This is a genomic window from Marinobacter daqiaonensis (assembly GCF_900115285.1).
In the GTDB taxonomy this organism is placed as follows: domain Bacteria; phylum Pseudomonadota; class Gammaproteobacteria; order Pseudomonadales; family Oleiphilaceae; genus Marinobacter; species Marinobacter daqiaonensis.
This window is the reverse complement of record NZ_FOYW01000003.1, coordinates 378,949-394,110: the sequence shown is the minus strand read 5'-3', so window position 1 is coordinate 394,110 and position 15,162 is coordinate 378,949. Positions and strand designations below refer to the sequence as shown.

Genomic DNA, 15,162 nt, shown 5'->3' with positions numbered 1-15,162 from the left:
TCTTCAGTTTAAATCATACAAGATCCGAAGATCTCTAATCTTGCTCAAGACAAAAACTCATTCTCGACGAGTCGCTTGCCTCGATTATCTGTCGCCAGATAGTCTCGGCCAGCGCCCACACGAATTACTTGGTCAACTTGTTAAAGAGCGTTTGAGCAGAAGCTCAATCAAGGCCGCGTATTCTACATCAGATCGCCACCTTGTCAACGGTTATTTTTGACTTTTTCTTTCCGCTTCTCCCGAAGCTCAAACCCGAAAAACTCAATAATCACAACCGCTTACCCCGACTTCCGTTCCCGCCGTCACCGGCGTTCCCTGTCGAAGTGGGGCGCATTCTACAGCGTTCCGGCTTCCTGTCAACGACCTTTTCCGAAAAAGTTTGGTTTTCTTCAAAACTGTCTATTCGGTGATCAGAACCCGGGCAATCTTCTTCTTTCCGGCCTGAATGACCGCTTCTTCACCTACACTAAACCGCCGATCCGCATCCTCCAGTTGCTGCCCATCTATATAGACGGCCCCTCGACCCAGTACATCGCGGGCAGCAGCACCGTTCTTTACAAGGCCAGCCAGCCGCAGCACGGCAGAAATCGGCAGATTCTCCTGCCCCCCCAGAGAAACAGCCACCTCAGGCACGTTTTCGGGAATGGCACCCAGGGCAACCACGTTGCCCGCAGACCGGTGGGCGCTGGCCGCAGCATCTTCATCATGGAAGCGCGTGATGATCTCTTGGGCCAGCAGCCTCTTGAAGTCCTGAGGATTTCCCCCCTGCTCAACCCGGCGACGGAACTCTTCCACTTCCGCCAGCGGCCTGAAGCTGAGCAGCTCGAAATACCGCCACAACAACTGGTCCGGGATGGACAGGAGCTTGGTGTACATGGTTCCCGGTGCGTCGCTGACACCGACGTAATTGCCCAGTGACTTGGACATCTTCTGGACGCCATCAAGTCCTTCGAGGATCGGCATGGTCAGGATGACCTGTGGATCCTGACCATAGTGCCGCTGCAGGATGCGCCCCATTAACAGGTTGAACTTCTGGTCCGTGCCCCCTAATTCCACATCCGCCCTGAGCGCCACCGAGTCATAACCCTGGACAAGAGGATAGAGGAACTCGTGGATGGCGATGGCCTGCTCCGCCCGGTACCGCTTGTCAAAGTCATCCCGCTCAAGCATCCGGGCAACCGTGTACTGACCGGCAAGGCGGATCATGTCGGCGGCGGTCATCTTGCTCATCCATTCGGAATTAAAGACGACTGTGGTCTTTGACGGGTCTAGGATACGGAAGACCTGCTCTTTATAGCTGACGGCGTTTTCACGGACCTGATCTTCGGTGAGAGGCGGCCGGGTCGCACTCTTGCCGGTGGGATCGCCGATCATGCCGGTGAAGTCGCCAATCAGGAATATCACCTCGTGCCCCAGGTCCTGGAACTGCCGAAGCTTGTTGATAAGCACGGTATGCCCCAGGTGAAGATCCGGTGCGGTGGGATCGAACCCTGCCTTGATACGCAGCGGGCGGCCTTCCTTTAGCTTCTCGATCAGTGCGTCTTCGGGGATGAGCTCATCCACTCCCCGCTTGATAATTGCCAGCGCTTCGTCAATCGACGCCATAAATTCTTTGAACCCCATAACAAAACGGGCCCGGAGGTTACAGTCCTCAACAAAAGATAAGCTGAGCGTAACCACAAACCCTGATACATTTGTGTTCTCGCCGGTATCCCCGGCTTCCGGTAAGTCGACGGATTATATCAGCCGGAACCAGAAAATCTGCTGCCGTTCGGCATTACAGCGTGATACTGAGCGCTTTTTATACGATCAGGCTTGCTCTATACTTGAGCCAGCACTTGAATCGGCTCACACAAGCTACGGATGTAGCGAAAAAAACAGGTTTTTGACGTGATTAAGACGTTTCCCAAAACTCATCTGATCGCCGCCGCGGGTATCAGCCTTGTCGTGGGCTCTGCCATGATGTTCAGCCCCAGCTCCGATGTTGAGGCCAAGCGGATGGTTGTTACCCTGGACACCCACCGGTCCCAGTCGCCCTCTGCTGTCGAGCCCGCCCCTGAAAAGAGCGAGCCCCTGCCACAGCCGGTCGCCACGGCGCAGGAGATACCCGCCAGCAGTCCGCCAGAGCCCGTGACGCTGGCTGAGGAACCGGCCACCGCCGCACCGGTGGCGGAGGTTGCCGAGCCGGTACCGGCGGAACCCGACTGGGAAGAGTTCCGGATCAAGAGCGGTGACACACTTTCGTCGCTGTTCAGAAAGGCTGGTTTCAATGACGGTCTCATGCTCTCTGTCATTCATGGCGAGGGAGAGGCCACCAAACTGCAGCGGCTCTATGCCGGTGAAACACTGGCATTTGCCACCTCCGAAAACGGAGAGCTGGAGGCCATCCGGCTTGATCGCAACCGGCTCGAATCACTGCTGATCGAGCGCACTGAAGATGGCTTCCACGGCAAGACCGTAACCAAGGTCCCGGAACCCCAGGTAGCCTTCGCGTCCGGTGAGATAGAAGGCTCCCTCTACCTGGCAGGCAAACAGGCGGGGTTGGATGACCGCATCACAATGGAACTGGCCGGCATCTTTGGCTGGGACATCGACTTCGTCTACGACATCCGCAGGGGCGACAGTTTTGAAGTGGTTTACGAGGAACTGTTCCTCGATGGCGAGAAGATTGGTGACGGCAAGATCCTGGCCGCCCGCTTCGTCAACCGGGGCCGGGAAATCGTGGCACTGCACTACAGTGACTCCAGCGGCGACACCGACTATTACACACCAGACGGCAACAGCATGCGCAAGGCATTTCTGCGCACGCCCATCAATGCCAGAGTGTCATCGCCATTCAACCTACAGAGACGCCACCCGGTTCTCGACGTGGTCCGTCCCCATGAGGGAACCGACTATGCAGCGCCAGTGGGCACACCCATCAAGGCTGCTGGCGATGGACGTGTCAGTTTCGCTGGCTGGAAAGGTGGTTACGGACGCACGGTCGTACTGCAACACGGCGACAACATCTCAACCCTTTATGCCCACATGAGCAAGCTTGGAAGGGGCATCAAGAATGGCCAGCGGGTCAAGCAGGGAGAGACTATCGGCTACGTGGGAGCCTCCGGCATGGTTACCGGTCCCCACCTGCATTATGAGTTCCGCGTCAACGGCGTTGCCCGCAACTCCCGGACGATCGACCTGCCGGAAGCCAGTCCGGTGCCGGCAACGGAGTTGGCCCGATTCAAGTCCGCCACCCAGCAGCTGGTTGGGCAATTGAACACACTCGGCGAGGGTTTCCGCCAGATAGCGATGGCGGAAGACGCAAGCTCACAAGACGATTGATTTCATGGCCCTGTTTATCGGTCTTATGTCAGGCACCAGCATGGACGGCATCGACGCCGTGCTGGTGCGTTTCGGTGACAGGGGCCCGGAAATCCTCGCTTCTCACAGCCAACCTTTTCCCTCCCCCCTTCTCCAGATCCTGACCCGCCTGAGCCAGAATTCCGGCACACCGGATGACCTCGGCTATAGCGATCACCTTCTGGGCGAACAATTCGCGCAGGCCGTTCATGGGCTTCTCAATATAACCGATGGCATTACCGCGGCCGACATCCGGGCCATTGGCAGTCATGGCCAGACAATCCGTCACCAGCCTGGGGGGAATACGCCGTTCACTCTGCAGATCGGTGATCCCAACGTCATCGCCGAGCGAACCGGCATCACCACGGTTGCCGACTTTCGCAGACGAGACATGGCCGCAGGCGGTCAGGGGGCGCCGCTGGTGCCCGCTTTTCACCACGCCGCATTTTCGTCCTCCCGGGAAAACCGGGTGCTGGTGAATATCGGGGGCATTGCCAATATAACCTGGCTTCCGGCAGGAAAGGCCTCGGCTGATGGTGGTTTCGATACCGGACCAGGTAACGGTCTGATGGATGCCTGGTGCCAGAAGCATAAGGACCACCCCTTCGATATGGATGGTCATTGGGCCATGACCGGGACGGTGACCAATGATTTACTGCAGCATTTTCTTGCCGATCGCTACTTCCGGAAACAGCCTCCCAAAAGCACCGGCAAGGAATATTTCAACCTCGGCTGGCTGAACAGCAACCTGGCAACATACGCCAAGGTTCCCGAAGCCGACGTTCAGCGCACGCTTCTGGAGCTTACCGCGACGACCATTGCCAATCAGCTACCCGAATCTCGTCCGCTCTCCGTTTTTGTCTGTGGGGGTGGGGCAAAGAATCGAGCACTCATGGCGAGACTGGGCGAGTTGACCAGTGGGGACGACATTCACCTCGCGACCACCGGCGATCTTGGAATCGATCCGCAATGGGTAGAGGCGGCTGCCTTCGCCTGGCTGGCGAGAGAAACACTGGAAGGGCGACCCGGTAACGTTCCTGCCGTTACCGGAGCAAAAGGCGAGAGGATTCTTGGCGCAATCTACCCGGCGTGAAAGGCCGGGTCAGATAGAGAAAGAAGATCCACAACCGCAGGTGGCTGTGGCATTCGGATTCTGGACCACAAACTGGGATCCCTGCAGGCCTTCCTGATAGTCGATTGTGGCACCCACCAGATACTGATAGCTCATGGGATCCACCAGCAGGGTGGCGCCGTCCCGCTGCACGGCGGTATCGTCCTCCTGCTGGCTGTCATCAAATGAAAAACCATACTGGAAGCCGGAGCAGCCTCCGCCGGTGACGAACACCCGCAACCGCAGATCCGGATTTTCCTCTTCCTCAATAAGCTCCTTCACCTTGGCAACGGCGCTTTCGCTGAAAAAAAGGGGTACAGCTACCTGTTCCTGGACTACGCTCAACTGTGGCCTCCCGACATCACGTTAGTGGTGCCATTATGGTATTCCTGACCAAATTGGTCAACTATTCCTTGGAGCCTCCGGCGGGCAGTGCCTCGTCCAGTGGATTGACCCCCGGCTCCCCGGGGCTATCCTCCGGAAGCTCGTCTCCCGTCTGATCCACCGGCCCGCGGGTTAGCGGGGCATTCAAACGGGCCGGCCTTGGAAGGGCGTCCGGATCCTTGCTGTGCACCATGTTTCCGTTCACGGAGGCGCCTGCCTCCATCTGAATCAGGTTATAGAACACGTTTCCTTTAATGGCGGCTTTTTCGGCGAGTTCAAGGTGCGACAGAGCAAAGACATCACCGGTTACGGTGCCGTTTATAACAATGTGGGGCGCCACTATGTCCCCCTGGACCTCGCCGCATTCTGAAACGCGGATCAGTGCCGTGTCCGCCTGCTCCTCGGCCATGATATTGCCCTGCACCTTACCGTCCACATGCAGGCCTCCGCAGAAGCGAATGTTGCCCTCCACCGTTGTCTTTGCCGAGATCAGGGTATCGAAATGCCCCTGTGGCCGTTTCGGTTTCTGCTTCTTCTTACTTAGCATATTCAGCTCTCCGTGAGTTGGCGCCAGTCAAAGGTGCGCTCGGCCTGGGAGGCCTTGGCACCTTCTGCCTTGGCAACCACCTGAATTTCATAGGGTTCAAAGTCTTCAGGCAGGGTCAGAGTGCCTTCGACATCCTGGAAATAGCGAAAGCGGAAGCGCACACCGAGGTCCTCGACCTCCTGCGACAGATCCCGCAATGGAATAACCTCCTGCTCTCCTTTCCGTGCCCCTATGATATTCACTGCCACCACGCCCGAAATGTAGCTTTTATTGTCACCTACCTGAGTCAACACCAGCTTGAAGCCATAGCGACCCTCTCCCCGCACCTGCCGCAGGCTGAGCTGGTCCACCTGGAGACCCTTGCTGACTTCCGATGGGGCCATGATATTGCGATAAAACGTGAGATCCGATTCCAGGGATGCAATCGTGCCGTCGAGCTCCGCCATGGTGTTGCGGGCGGACCTCAACGCTTCCTGATCAATGGCGTGACTGCGTTCCAGCCTTGTCATCTGCTGGCGGACTTCATCATATTCCGCCTTGAGCCGAGCCAGCTCTCCCGCGAGCGAAGGGCGGCTCTGGGCCACATCGGCGATACGATAGCCGCCCTGGGACCAGCCCAGACCGTAACCCACCAGTCCGCACAGAACACAGAGAAACAGTACCCCGACAACCCTGGACAGGCGCACTCCCTGGCGCCTGGGCACGATCATGAATTCTTCCTGGGGGTTTCTGGTCTCAGCCACGGCAACAGTCTCCGGCGCCGCCAGCCGCCATCATGGCAACAACGCCGGGGCTCTGAGGCCGGCATGCTCGGTAAGACCGAACATGATGTTCATGTTCTGCACTGCCTGACCGGCCGCGCCCTTGACCAGGTTGTCGATCACCGAGGTGACGATGACAACGGGACTGTTTTCCTGCCGATGAAGCGCCATTCTACAGGTGTTCTCACCCCGGACACTCCGGGTTTCCGGGTGGCTGCCAAAGGGCATGACGTCAACGAAAGGTTCGTCCCGGAAGCGGCCCTCGTACAGGGACTGGAGCCGGTCAAAATCCTCCGGGGTTTCCAGTTCGGCATAGAGCGTCGCTTCGATACCACGAATCATTGGAACCAGGTGAGGCACAAAGCTGATTCCGACCTTGCCACCAGCCGCCAACTCAAGACCCTGGCGGATCTCGGGAAGATGACGGTGGCCGGACGCCCCATACGCCTTGAAACTTTCACCCACTTCGCCGTGAAGCATCCCCACATTGGCCTGTCGGCCGGCGCCACTGGCGCCGGACTTGGCGTCTGCCACCAGGTGTCCGGTGCGGATAAGGCCATTCTCCAGAAGGGGCAGGAAGCCCAGCTGAACCGCGGTAGGGTAGCAGCCGGGATTGGCCACCAAACGGGCGTCGCGGATCGCATCCCGGGCCACTTCAGGCAGCCCGTAGACAGCTTTTTCAGCCCACTCGGCGGTTTCATGGGGCATACCATACCAGCGCGCCCAGACATCGAGATCCTTGATCCGGAAGTCAGCAGAAAGGTCGACAATACGTACGCCGCGGGCCAGAAGCTCCGGCGCCATCCGCATGGCAACACCATGAGGGGTCGCGAAAAACACCAGGTCACAGCTTGCCAGAACGTCGATGTCCGGCTCGGTGAAGGCAAGCTCGTAATAGCCCCGCAGGTTCGGATACATATCCGAAACGGCAATACCCGCTTCCGAACGGGAAGTGATACAGGCCACCTCTACCTCGGGGTGGATGGCGAGAATCCGGAGCAGTTCAACGCCCGTGTACCCCGTGCCTCCGACAATACCTGCTTTGATCACCTGTCTCTCCTGTCCTGTCTGAATCCGGGTGCCCCTCGCAGTCACCGATATCCGCGACTGCGATGGCGGGACCCCACACTGCCCGATTAAATGCACCGGCGGTGATCCGCCGCCCGAAAAAACAGTAGTCTATCATGATAAACCAGGGTCTTATTGCAGCGGTCCCTCTGACCGTTACAATGCCTTATGATTATTTCTCATTACCGTTATCACCTCCATAACCCAGGCGCCTGTCGGCATAGCCCATGCAAAAGCTCAGAGAGCATCTGACCAACAACCTGATCCCGCTCTTCCGCAGGCGCCTGGCGGATGTTGACGCCCTGCCTCAGCTGGCCTTGCTGGGGCTGCTTTCCGGGATTGTTACCGGCGGTGTGATTCTGCTGTTCCGCTTCGCCATTGAATGGCCCCTGGACTACCTGCTTCCCGGCGGCCATGAGGCCTTCGAGGAACTGTCCCTCATTACCCGTGGCGCTCTGCCGCTGACGGGAGCCATACTCCTGGGGCTTCTGCTTCACAATCTGTCCTCCCGGAACCGCAAGGTAGGGGTGGTCCATGTCATGGAGCGGCTGAACTACCACCAGGGGTACATCCCGCTGCGTAGCGCCCTGGTCCAGTTCGTAACCGGGGTCACCACCGTGGTCACCGGCCAGTCGGCCGGCCGGGAGGGGCCCGCGGTTCATCTCGGTGCTGCGTTCTCAAGTCTCATGGGGCAGTGGATGCGGCTGCCCAACAACAGCATCCGCACCCTGGTGGCCTGTGGCTGCGCCGCAGCCATATCCGCCTCTTTCAATACCCCGATCTCGGGCGTGATCTTTGCCATGGAAGTGGTGATGATGGAATACACCATCGCCGGATTCACCCCCATCATCCTGGCAGCGGTCAGCGCCGCCATCGTGACCCAGGCGGTCTATGGAGCCGAACCCGCCTTCAGCGTGCCGGCACTGACCATGAACTCGCTCATGGAAATACCCTGGATAATCGCCATCGCCCTGATCATTGGCGTGGCGGCGGCCACCTTCATTCACATCCTCTCTCTCACCAGTCGCCAACAGCACCGGCCGATTCTGCTGCGGCTGACTGTGGCCGGCCTGCTGATGGTGCCGTTCGCCCTTGTGGTGCCGGAAGTCATGGGCATCGGCTATGACACGGTTACCGCCGCCATCAACGGTGAGATGGCTTTCTGGCTGCTGCTGGGCGCCGGTGTCGCGAAGCTGGTCATCACCGCCGTCACAATAGGCCTCGGCATGCCCAGCGGAATCATTGGTCCCACCATTTTCATGGGGGCCACCATCGGCGCGGCCATGGGCCTTATCGGGGCTTCAGTGGCACCGGCGGTGACGTCTTCGGTGGGCTTCTACGCCATGCTGGGCATGGGCGCCATGATGGGCGCTGTCCTTCAGGCGCCACTGGCGGCGCTCATGGCATTGATGGAGCTGACCCGCAACCCCAACATCATCCTCCCCGGCATGCTCATCATTACCACCGCCTCACTGGTCACCAGTGAAGTGTTCGGCAAGAAATCGGTGTTCCTGACCATGCTCCAGAACCAGGGCCTGAGTTATCATCACTCACCCGTCATCCAGGCATTGCGACGGATAGCGGTGGGCGCCATCATGGACCGGAGCATCGCCCGGACCGATCGTGAAATCACCTACACCGCCGCCCAGGAACTGCTGAAAAACGAGCCCAAGTGGCTTGTCGTGGAAGGCAGCAGTGGGCCTACCGCCCTTATGCCCTCGGTGGATCTGGCCCGCTTCCTGGAACACCTCAAGAACCGGGAGGCCGAGGAGGAAAGACCACTACCCGAGGCCATCGACCTGATGGAAATGCCTGCCAATCGCCGCGATCTGGCCCCGATTCAATACCAGGCAACACTGGAAGAGGCCCTGGACCAGTTCGAGAATACCCAGGCCGAAGCCCTGTATGTGCAGCGACACGTGGCACCTATGATTCAGCGGATCTACGGCGTCATTCTCAAGTCCGACATCGAAAGCTACTACCAATACCGACGGAGCTGACCACCATGCTATGGGTAAAGGCCCTGCATATAATTTCCCTGGTAAGCTGGTTCGCCGGCATTTTCTACCTGCCCAGACTGTTCGTTTACCATGCCGCCTGCGAGGACAGGCCCGGGCAGGAGCGCTTCAAGGTCATGGAGCGAAAGCTGTACCGGGGGATCACCACGCCGTCCATGATTGCCACCATTGTGTTCGGCGTATGGCTGCTGAGCTACAACCTCCCGGGCTATTTCAGTCAGGGATGGATGCATGCGAAGCTGTTGCTGGTGGCCCTGCTGATTGCCTACCACTTCTATTGCGGCCACCTGGTCAGGGTCTTTCGGGAAGACCGGAACACACGCAGTCATGTCTTCTACCGGTGGTTCAACGAACTTCCGGTACTGATCCTGGTCGCCGTGGTCATCCTGGCCGTGGTCAAACCCTTCTGAGGAGGTTCGTCATCAAACTCCATCAACGCCCGCAGGTACTGATTCTCTCGGGCCTGGATCCCTCCGGCGGCGCCGGTATCCAGGCGGACATTCAGGCCGTCACCACACTCGGAGCGCACCCATTGCCGGTACTGAGTTGCCTGACGGTGCAGGATACTCATAACGTCTACAATGCGGCCCCGGTTGACGCCGACCTGATCCGCCAGCAACTGGATTGCCTGGCAGCCGACTGCCGGATTGACGCCGTCAAGACCGGGGCCCTGGGCAACGCCGATGTGGTCGCCGTGCTGGCCGACTTTCTGGACCGGCATCCCGGACTACCCCTGATTCTCGACCCCGTCATCAAGGCCGCCGGCGGTGGTGACCTGGCTGACGACAAGCTTCTGGACGCCATGAAAACCCGCCTGTTCGGCCGCGCCGAGATTATCACCCCCAACGGTGTCGAGCTGACCATGCTGGGTCGGCACGACGATCCGGAGGCAGCGGCCGGGCAGTTGATCGCCGGTGGGTGCCGGGGCGTGCTGGCCACCGGCGGCCACTGTACCGGAGCAAACATCGTCAATACGCTCTATCGTCCGGGTCAACCGCCCAGGCAGTGGCAGATTACCCGTGTCGGCGGTGAGTACCATGGCACCGGTTGCACCCTCGCCGCAGCCATTGCGGCCGGCCGGGCGAGGGGGCTTACCCTGGAACAGGCCATTGAGCAGGCCCAGGCCTTCGTATCCGGAGCCATCAACCACGCTCTCGCCGTCGGGGGAGGCCAGCCGGTACCGGATCGCTCCGTGCCCCTGTCGGAGACACCATGACCCGACCCGTGTTCGCCAAGGGCCTGCGCCCGGGACTGTACGCCATCACCGATAGCCACCTCCTGCCCCAGGGCCAGCTGGTAGCGGCCGTGGCTGCGGCCATTCGTGGCGGCGCGGTACTGGTCCAGTACCGTGAAAAAAACCTGGGCGCAGCTCAGCGACTCGGGCAGGCAAAAGCCCTCGCCAGTCTTTGCCGGGCTGAGGGCGTACCCCTGATCATCAACGACGACCCGCGGCTTGCTGCGGAATCCGGTGCCCAGGGCGTGCACCTGGGGCAAAGCGATGCCACGGTGGCGGAAGCCCGGGCCCTGCTCGGAAAGGACGCCATTATCGGGATCACCTGTCATGGCCGGCTTGAGCTGGCGGAAAAGGCCGCCCACCTGGGAGCCGACTACCTCGCGTTTGGCCGATTCCACGAGTCCGCCACCAAGCCCGGCGCGCCCTCCGCCTCGCCCGAGGTTCTGACCCGGGCGGGGGGACTTGGACTGCCCCGCACCGCCATTGGCGGCATAACGGAGACCAACGGCGAACCGCTGATCCGCGCCGGAGCAGACCTGCTGGCGGTGGTCGGGGGGCTTTTCGCCGGGGAGGCCAATGAGATCGAGGCGCGGGCCCGGACATTCACGCGGCTGTTCGCCGAACACCATCCCTGTTTCCGGCCTCGCTAGGCGTCAATCTCTGGTAGGATTGCGATCACTTATTCCATTGTCGAGTCTCGACCGTATTCTTTCTGGCGAGCACCAAAGGAGCCGCTGACATGAGCCAATCTGAAACGCTGTTTGAACAGGCACAGAAGTACATCCCCGGGGGCGTCAACTCGCCGGTACGGGCCTTCCGGGGGGTGGGCGGCACGCCCATCTTCTTCAAGCATGCTGAAGGTGCCTACCTCTACGACGAGGACGACCAGCGCTACATCGACTATGTCGGCTCCTGGGGCCCGATGATCGTGGGCCACTCCAACGAGCACATCAAACAGGCGCTTCATACCCAGATCGAGCTGGGCGTGGGGTATGGCGCACCCACCGCCATCGAAACCGAAATGGCCAGGAAGGTCTGCGAGCTGGTCCCGTCCATTGACCTGGTGCGGATGGTCAACAGCGGCACCGAGGCCACCATGAGCGCCATTCGCCTGGCGCGGGGCTATACCGGACGCGACAAGATCGTGAAATTCGAGGGCTGTTACCATGGCCACGTCGACTCACTACTGGTGAAGGCGGGGTCCGGCGCCCTTACCCTGGGCGTGCCCAATTCGCCGGGTATTCCGGCCAGCCTGGCGGAACATACCGTTACCCTGAACTTCAACGATGTCGACGGGGTTCGCAGGGCATTCGCAGAGATGGGCGACCAGGTGGCGGCCGTCATCGTCGAGCCGGTGGCAGGGAATATGAACTGCATTCCACCGGTGCCCGGCTTTCTGGAAGCCCTCCGGGAGGTGTGCGACCAGCATGGCTCGGTGCTGATCTTCGACGAGGTCATGACCGGCTTCCGGGTCTCCCTGGGCGGCGCACAGGGTCTGTACGGAATCAAACCCGACCTGACCGCTCTGGGCAAGGTCATCGGCGGCGGACTGCCGGTGGGGGCGTTCGGGGGCAAGCGGGAAATCATGGAACATATCTCGCCCCTGGGCCCGGTCTACCAGGCCGGAACGCTCTCGGGGAACCCACTGGCGATGACCGCCGGGCTGACCACCCTCAACCTGATTTCCGAGCCGGGCTTTCACGATCGCCTCACCGAGAAGACCCGGAAGCTGTGCAAAGGCCTGGAAGCCGCCGCTGAAAGAACCGGCATCCCTTTGACCATGCAGAGTGCCGGCGCGATGTTTGGCATCTTCTTCACCGACGAGCCCCGGATCAGTCGGTTCGATCAGGTGATGAACTGCGACGTGGAACGATTCAAGGCCTTCTTCCAGGGCATGCTCAGGGAAGGCGTCTATCTGGCGCCTTCGGCGTTTGAAGCGGGATTCACAAGTGCCGCCCTGAGCGATGAGGATATCGATGCAACGGTCGCTGCTGCCGAACGGGTAATGGCAACGCTGTGATGAACCCCGGCCGGGACCAGGGAAAGGTGCCGGTCGCCTCAGAACCAGCAGGCGGATCAGAAGAGATAGTCGAGACTGAGCTGATAAATCTGGTTATCGTAGCGATACTGGTTCAGTGAACTGTGGTTGTCACGGTAGCTGGCTGTTCCGGTAATAGTCCAGTCCCGTGCGAGGGCGTATTCCGCTGACAGCTCCACCGTATAGAGGTCGTCAATCCGGCGCCCTGACTCGACGCCCGTAGCTGCAGCGAGGCGGTAAGGGTCAGGATAGTCACTGCGGCGATACCCCAGTTCAGCTCCCAACGTCCATGGCTGCCACCGCCGGTAGTCCAGCTCCAGGACAAGTTCCTGGCGTCGCGGCGACACGCTGACAAACTGATCACCCTCGGCAATATCCTCCCGTTCATTGAATTCCAGGGACAGGCGGGCGGAGGCGCGCCAGTAATCCCAGTCGTGACGATAGCCCGCCCAGGCGAGGTAGCGCATGCCCTCGTAGGCCTCGAATCCGTCGAACGGCGTCACCGTTGAGGCGACGAGGGCCATTTCACAGCGACCATTGGTACCGAAGGAGCCGCAACCCTCCTGCCGGTACTTCAGCATGATGGAGGTGTGCAGCTCACGGGACTCCCCGCCCAGGCGATAGTAGCTCTGGCTGAGCCCCACCTCCCTGCGATCGCTCATCCCGCTGGATACCCAAGACAGGCCAAGCCTGGCGGCATCACTGTTGAACTCCTCTTCCGAATGATAGTGACGGCGGAAGAAACTGCCCGAGGCATGGAGGGCCTTGCCCTCCCCGCCCAGGTTCAGGACCGGCCCCTTTCCCGCCAGCATTACCTCGTTGAAGCTGTCAGAGAGATCGGAGGCGACGCTGTCGGACCTCAGGGAAAGGTTATCTTCGTAGCCCGCCCCCAGGGAAGCAAAGCCAGCCCAGGCCACAGTGTCGGGGCGGCGGGTTCCCGGGCTTTCATCCAGCTGGATCTGTGCCAGCGCACGCAGCTTTTCCTGTTCCGCGGTCTCGACGACCTGGCGAAACCAAGCCCGTGCCTGACTTTCACGTCCTTGCGCCTGGGCGACAAGGCCAAGGTTGTACCGGGCCAGGGCATCGTGGCGAGTACCCAGCAGCCCCTCGAACGCCTGCCGTGACAGATCGTATCGCTCAATACGGTAGTAGAGCACTCCGAGGTTGTAACGCAGGGCGGGAGACTCCAGCCCGCCCGCGCGGGCCGCCTCCAGGAGATCGAGGGCCTGTTCCAGATCGCCCCGGTTAAAAGCGGCCACGCCCTCCTCCATCAGAGACCTGACCTCGGTTCCCTGTTCACTACCCAGAACAGGCGGCGACGTCAGAGCGACGACCAGTAACAGGCCGGTCATGGACAGATGAAGCAGACGCGCCAAACGGATCTCCCCCGCGTATTGGTTGTTACTTATAGAGACAACATGAGTGGCGGCAGTATAGCAGGGTCGGAAGCGTGACCAAGAGGGAAAGACGGCCTTGGGAGGCCTCCGGCAGGGAGTGCGATTTCGGCGTGTAGGGCAGCCTGCAGGATCAGGCTACAATCTCACGGGCGGGCGCCCTGGTCCGGTCGTTCGGGTCGGTTGCCGGGATCCATGCCCGGGCCGGGGCGCTCACCACCGATATCATCACGGGGAGAGTCGCCGGGCAGGTCCAGACCGTCACCGGGCTTTCCCAGGGGACGCTCCTCGCGCCGGTCCCGGGCTTCTTCCGAAATCCGGCGGCCCAGAGCCCGGCCCTGTTCACGCATGTCCTCAGCGTCCTGGCGGCCCTTTGCGCCCCGCTCATTTTGGCGGGCCAAGGGCGAGGCCGGTAGTTGCAGTTCCTGGACCAGGCCATCAGACAGATCCTCGTCGTCCACCACCATGCGCATGGTGACGTCAAGATCGTCCCGGCCCTGGGCCAGAAGACTCGTCGGAGACAAGAGTACAGCGGCCGCCAGAAATGCAAGGCAGTAAGGCCTCAATTGCCCGTATGTGTTCATGACGAAGGTTCCTTGTCCCTCACGCCCGTACCGGGTATAGGGGCCCGGAAGGTCTTGGTTTTGCTGCCATCGTCCAGGCGGGCGATGATCTCTCCCCGCTCAGGATAGGCGATACGAAGTGGCAGGGCGATGACGTTGTCACCGGGTTTCAGATTGACCTGCCAGGTCAACTGGTGGTGTCCGGGAAACTGAACCAGCTCCACATGAGGTGGCAGCTCCAGGGTGAGGCTGACGTCATCCAGTTGGGACCGGGAGTGGAAAGCCAGTCGCACTGTTTGCTCCCGGGGCTCAGCGGAGACTACCTCACGGTTCGCCTGCTCCTGCACAGACGCCAGCCCCGGCTCCTCGTGTGCCCCGGAATCCAGGTCAAGAGCAAGGCCCAGTACCAGCGCGGCAGCAATGGCACCACCGATAACCGGCATGGTCCAGCGTCGGCGGACAAGACGGCGACCGGCGGCTGCGGCAAGCACCCGTGCCTCGAAATCCGGAGCGGGTTCCGGTATGCCGCCCTGGCGGGCAAGCTCACCGGCTATTCGTTGCTGCAGGCACAACCGCCGCTCGCACGATATGCAACCGCCCACATGCCGCTCCAGCGCAACGGCGTCCGCCGCGGCGATGGTACCGTTCGCGTATTGGTCAATGTATTCATGGGCCTGGCGGCAGCTTGTCATCTTGATCACC

15 protein-coding genes are annotated in these 15,162 nt (G+C 60.6%); 7 read left to right on the top strand and 8 right to left on the bottom strand.

The genetic code is table 11. The features are described 5' to 3' along the window. Nucleotides 1–399: 399 nt before the first annotated feature. Nucleotides 400–1,605, bottom strand: coding sequence for a tyrosine--tRNA ligase (gene tyrS / locus BM346_RS16910; RefSeq protein ID WP_092016094.1), 1,206 nt, complete (start codon nt 1,603–1,605; stop codon nt 400–402). A gap of 285 nt (nt 1,606–1,890) precedes the next feature. Here tyrS and BM346_RS16905 point away from each other — a divergent pair, with 285 nt between their 5' ends. Both BM346_RS16905 and BM346_RS16900 read left to right on the top strand, forming a co-directional pair. Continuing rightward, nucleotides 1,891–3,324, top strand: a complete 1,434-nt coding sequence (locus tag BM346_RS16905) for an OapA family protein (protein WP_092015992.1) — start codon at nt 1,891–1,893, stop codon at nt 3,322–3,324. A gap of 4 nt (nt 3,325–3,328) precedes the next feature. Then, nucleotides 3,329–4,435, top strand: a complete 1,107-nt coding sequence (locus BM346_RS16900) for an anhydro-N-acetylmuramic acid kinase (RefSeq protein WP_092015989.1) — start codon at nt 3,329–3,331, stop codon at nt 4,433–4,435. 9 nt (nt 4,436–4,444) lie between these two features. Here the strand turns inward: BM346_RS16900 and erpA are convergent, their stop codons facing one another. From erpA to argC, 4 genes are all read right to left on the bottom strand, one after another. Further along, nucleotides 4,445–4,798 (bottom strand): iron-sulfur cluster insertion protein ErpA, encoded by a 354-nt coding sequence (gene erpA / locus BM346_RS16895; protein ID WP_092015986.1) that lies wholly within the window; start codon nt 4,796–4,798, stop codon nt 4,445–4,447. A 61-nt stretch (nt 4,799–4,859) separates the two neighbouring features. Continuing rightward, on the bottom strand, nt 4,860–5,384 hold the full coding sequence (locus tag BM346_RS16890; protein WP_092015984.1) for a bactofilin family protein: 525 nt from the start codon (nt 5,382–5,384) through the stop codon (nt 4,860–4,862). 2 nt (nt 5,385–5,386) lie between these two features. After that, nucleotides 5,387–6,127, bottom strand: a complete 741-nt coding sequence (locus BM346_RS16885; RefSeq protein WP_092015981.1) for a DUF6776 family protein — start codon at nt 6,125–6,127, stop codon at nt 5,387–5,389. A 30-nt stretch (nt 6,128–6,157) separates the two neighbouring features. After that, entirely contained in the window at nt 6,158–7,195 is a 1,038-nt protein-coding gene (argC, locus tag BM346_RS16880) for an N-acetyl-gamma-glutamyl-phosphate reductase (RefSeq protein WP_092015978.1), read from the bottom strand. A gap of 245 nt (nt 7,196–7,440) precedes the next feature. On the opposite strand from argC, the gene BM346_RS16875 reads away from it, so the two are divergent. From BM346_RS16875 to hemL, 5 genes are all read left to right on the top strand, one after another. Further along, on the top strand, nt 7,441–9,213 hold the full coding sequence (locus BM346_RS16875; RefSeq protein WP_092015975.1) for a chloride channel protein: 1,773 nt from the start codon (nt 7,441–7,443) through the stop codon (nt 9,211–9,213). Nucleotides 9,214–9,218: 5 nt separating this feature from the next. Further along, the gene (gene hemJ / locus BM346_RS16870) at nt 9,219–9,641 is read left to right on the top strand and encodes a protoporphyrinogen oxidase HemJ (RefSeq protein ID WP_092015972.1); all 423 of its coding nucleotides are present in this window, start codon (nt 9,219–9,221) and stop codon (nt 9,639–9,641) included. 38 nt (nt 9,642–9,679) lie between these two features. Continuing rightward, on the top strand, nt 9,680–10,447 hold the full coding sequence (gene thiD, locus BM346_RS16865) for a bifunctional hydroxymethylpyrimidine kinase/phosphomethylpyrimidine kinase (protein WP_228704343.1): 768 nt from the start codon (nt 9,680–9,682) through the stop codon (nt 10,445–10,447). Beyond that, nucleotides 10,444–11,115, top strand: a complete 672-nt coding sequence (gene thiE / locus BM346_RS16860) for a thiamine phosphate synthase (protein WP_092015968.1) — start codon at nt 10,444–10,446, stop codon at nt 11,113–11,115. Before thiD ends, thiE begins: the two co-directional genes overlap by 4 nt. 89 nt (nt 11,116–11,204) lie before the next feature. Further along, a complete protein-coding gene (gene hemL, locus BM346_RS16855; RefSeq protein ID WP_092015965.1) occupies nt 11,205–12,485 on the top strand; it encodes a glutamate-1-semialdehyde 2,1-aminomutase in 1,281 nt (426 codons plus the stop codon). A gap of 56 nt (nt 12,486–12,541) precedes the next feature. Here hemL and BM346_RS16850 read toward each other — a convergent pair whose 3' ends face one another. The 3 genes from BM346_RS16850 to BM346_RS16840 form a co-directional block, all read right to left on the bottom strand. After that, a complete protein-coding gene (locus tag BM346_RS16850) occupies nt 12,542–13,879 on the bottom strand; it encodes a tetratricopeptide repeat protein (RefSeq protein WP_092015962.1) in 1,338 nt (445 codons plus the stop codon). Between the two features lie 164 nt (nt 13,880–14,043). After that, a complete protein-coding gene (locus BM346_RS16845; protein ID WP_092015960.1) occupies nt 14,044–14,481 on the bottom strand; it encodes a hypothetical protein in 438 nt (145 codons plus the stop codon). Continuing rightward, nucleotides 14,478–15,152 (bottom strand): anti-sigma factor family protein, encoded by a 675-nt coding sequence (locus tag BM346_RS16840; protein ID WP_167812577.1) that lies wholly within the window; start codon nt 15,150–15,152, stop codon nt 14,478–14,480. Before BM346_RS16840 ends, BM346_RS16845 begins: the two co-directional genes overlap by 4 nt. Nucleotides 15,153–15,162 lie beyond the last annotated feature (10 nt).

Coding starts and splice junctions, on each gene's coding strand:
- tyrS (WP_092016094.1), bottom strand. CDS start 1,605: ATGGCGTCGATTGACGAAGCGCTGGCAATTATCAAGCGGGGAGTGGAT.
- thiE (WP_092015968.1), top strand. CDS start 10,444: ATGACCCGACCCGTGTTCGCCAAGGGCCTGCGCCCGGGACTGTACGCC.
- BM346_RS16900 (WP_092015989.1), top strand. CDS start 3,329: ATGGCCCTGTTTATCGGTCTTATGTCAGGCACCAGCATGGACGGCATC.
- BM346_RS16890 (WP_092015984.1), bottom strand. CDS start 5,384: ATGCTAAGTAAGAAGAAGCAGAAACCGAAACGGCCACAGGGGCATTTC.
- BM346_RS16840 (WP_167812577.1), bottom strand. CDS start 15,152: ATGACAAGCTGCCGCCAGGCCCATGAATACATTGACCAATACGCGAAC.
- hemJ (WP_092015972.1), top strand. CDS start 9,219: ATGCTATGGGTAAAGGCCCTGCATATAATTTCCCTGGTAAGCTGGTTC.
- BM346_RS16875 (WP_092015975.1), top strand. CDS start 7,441: ATGCAAAAGCTCAGAGAGCATCTGACCAACAACCTGATCCCGCTCTTC.
- hemL (WP_092015965.1), top strand. CDS start 11,205: ATGAGCCAATCTGAAACGCTGTTTGAACAGGCACAGAAGTACATCCCC.
- BM346_RS16845 (WP_092015960.1), bottom strand. CDS start 14,481: ATGAACACATACGGGCAATTGAGGCCTTACTGCCTTGCATTTCTGGCG.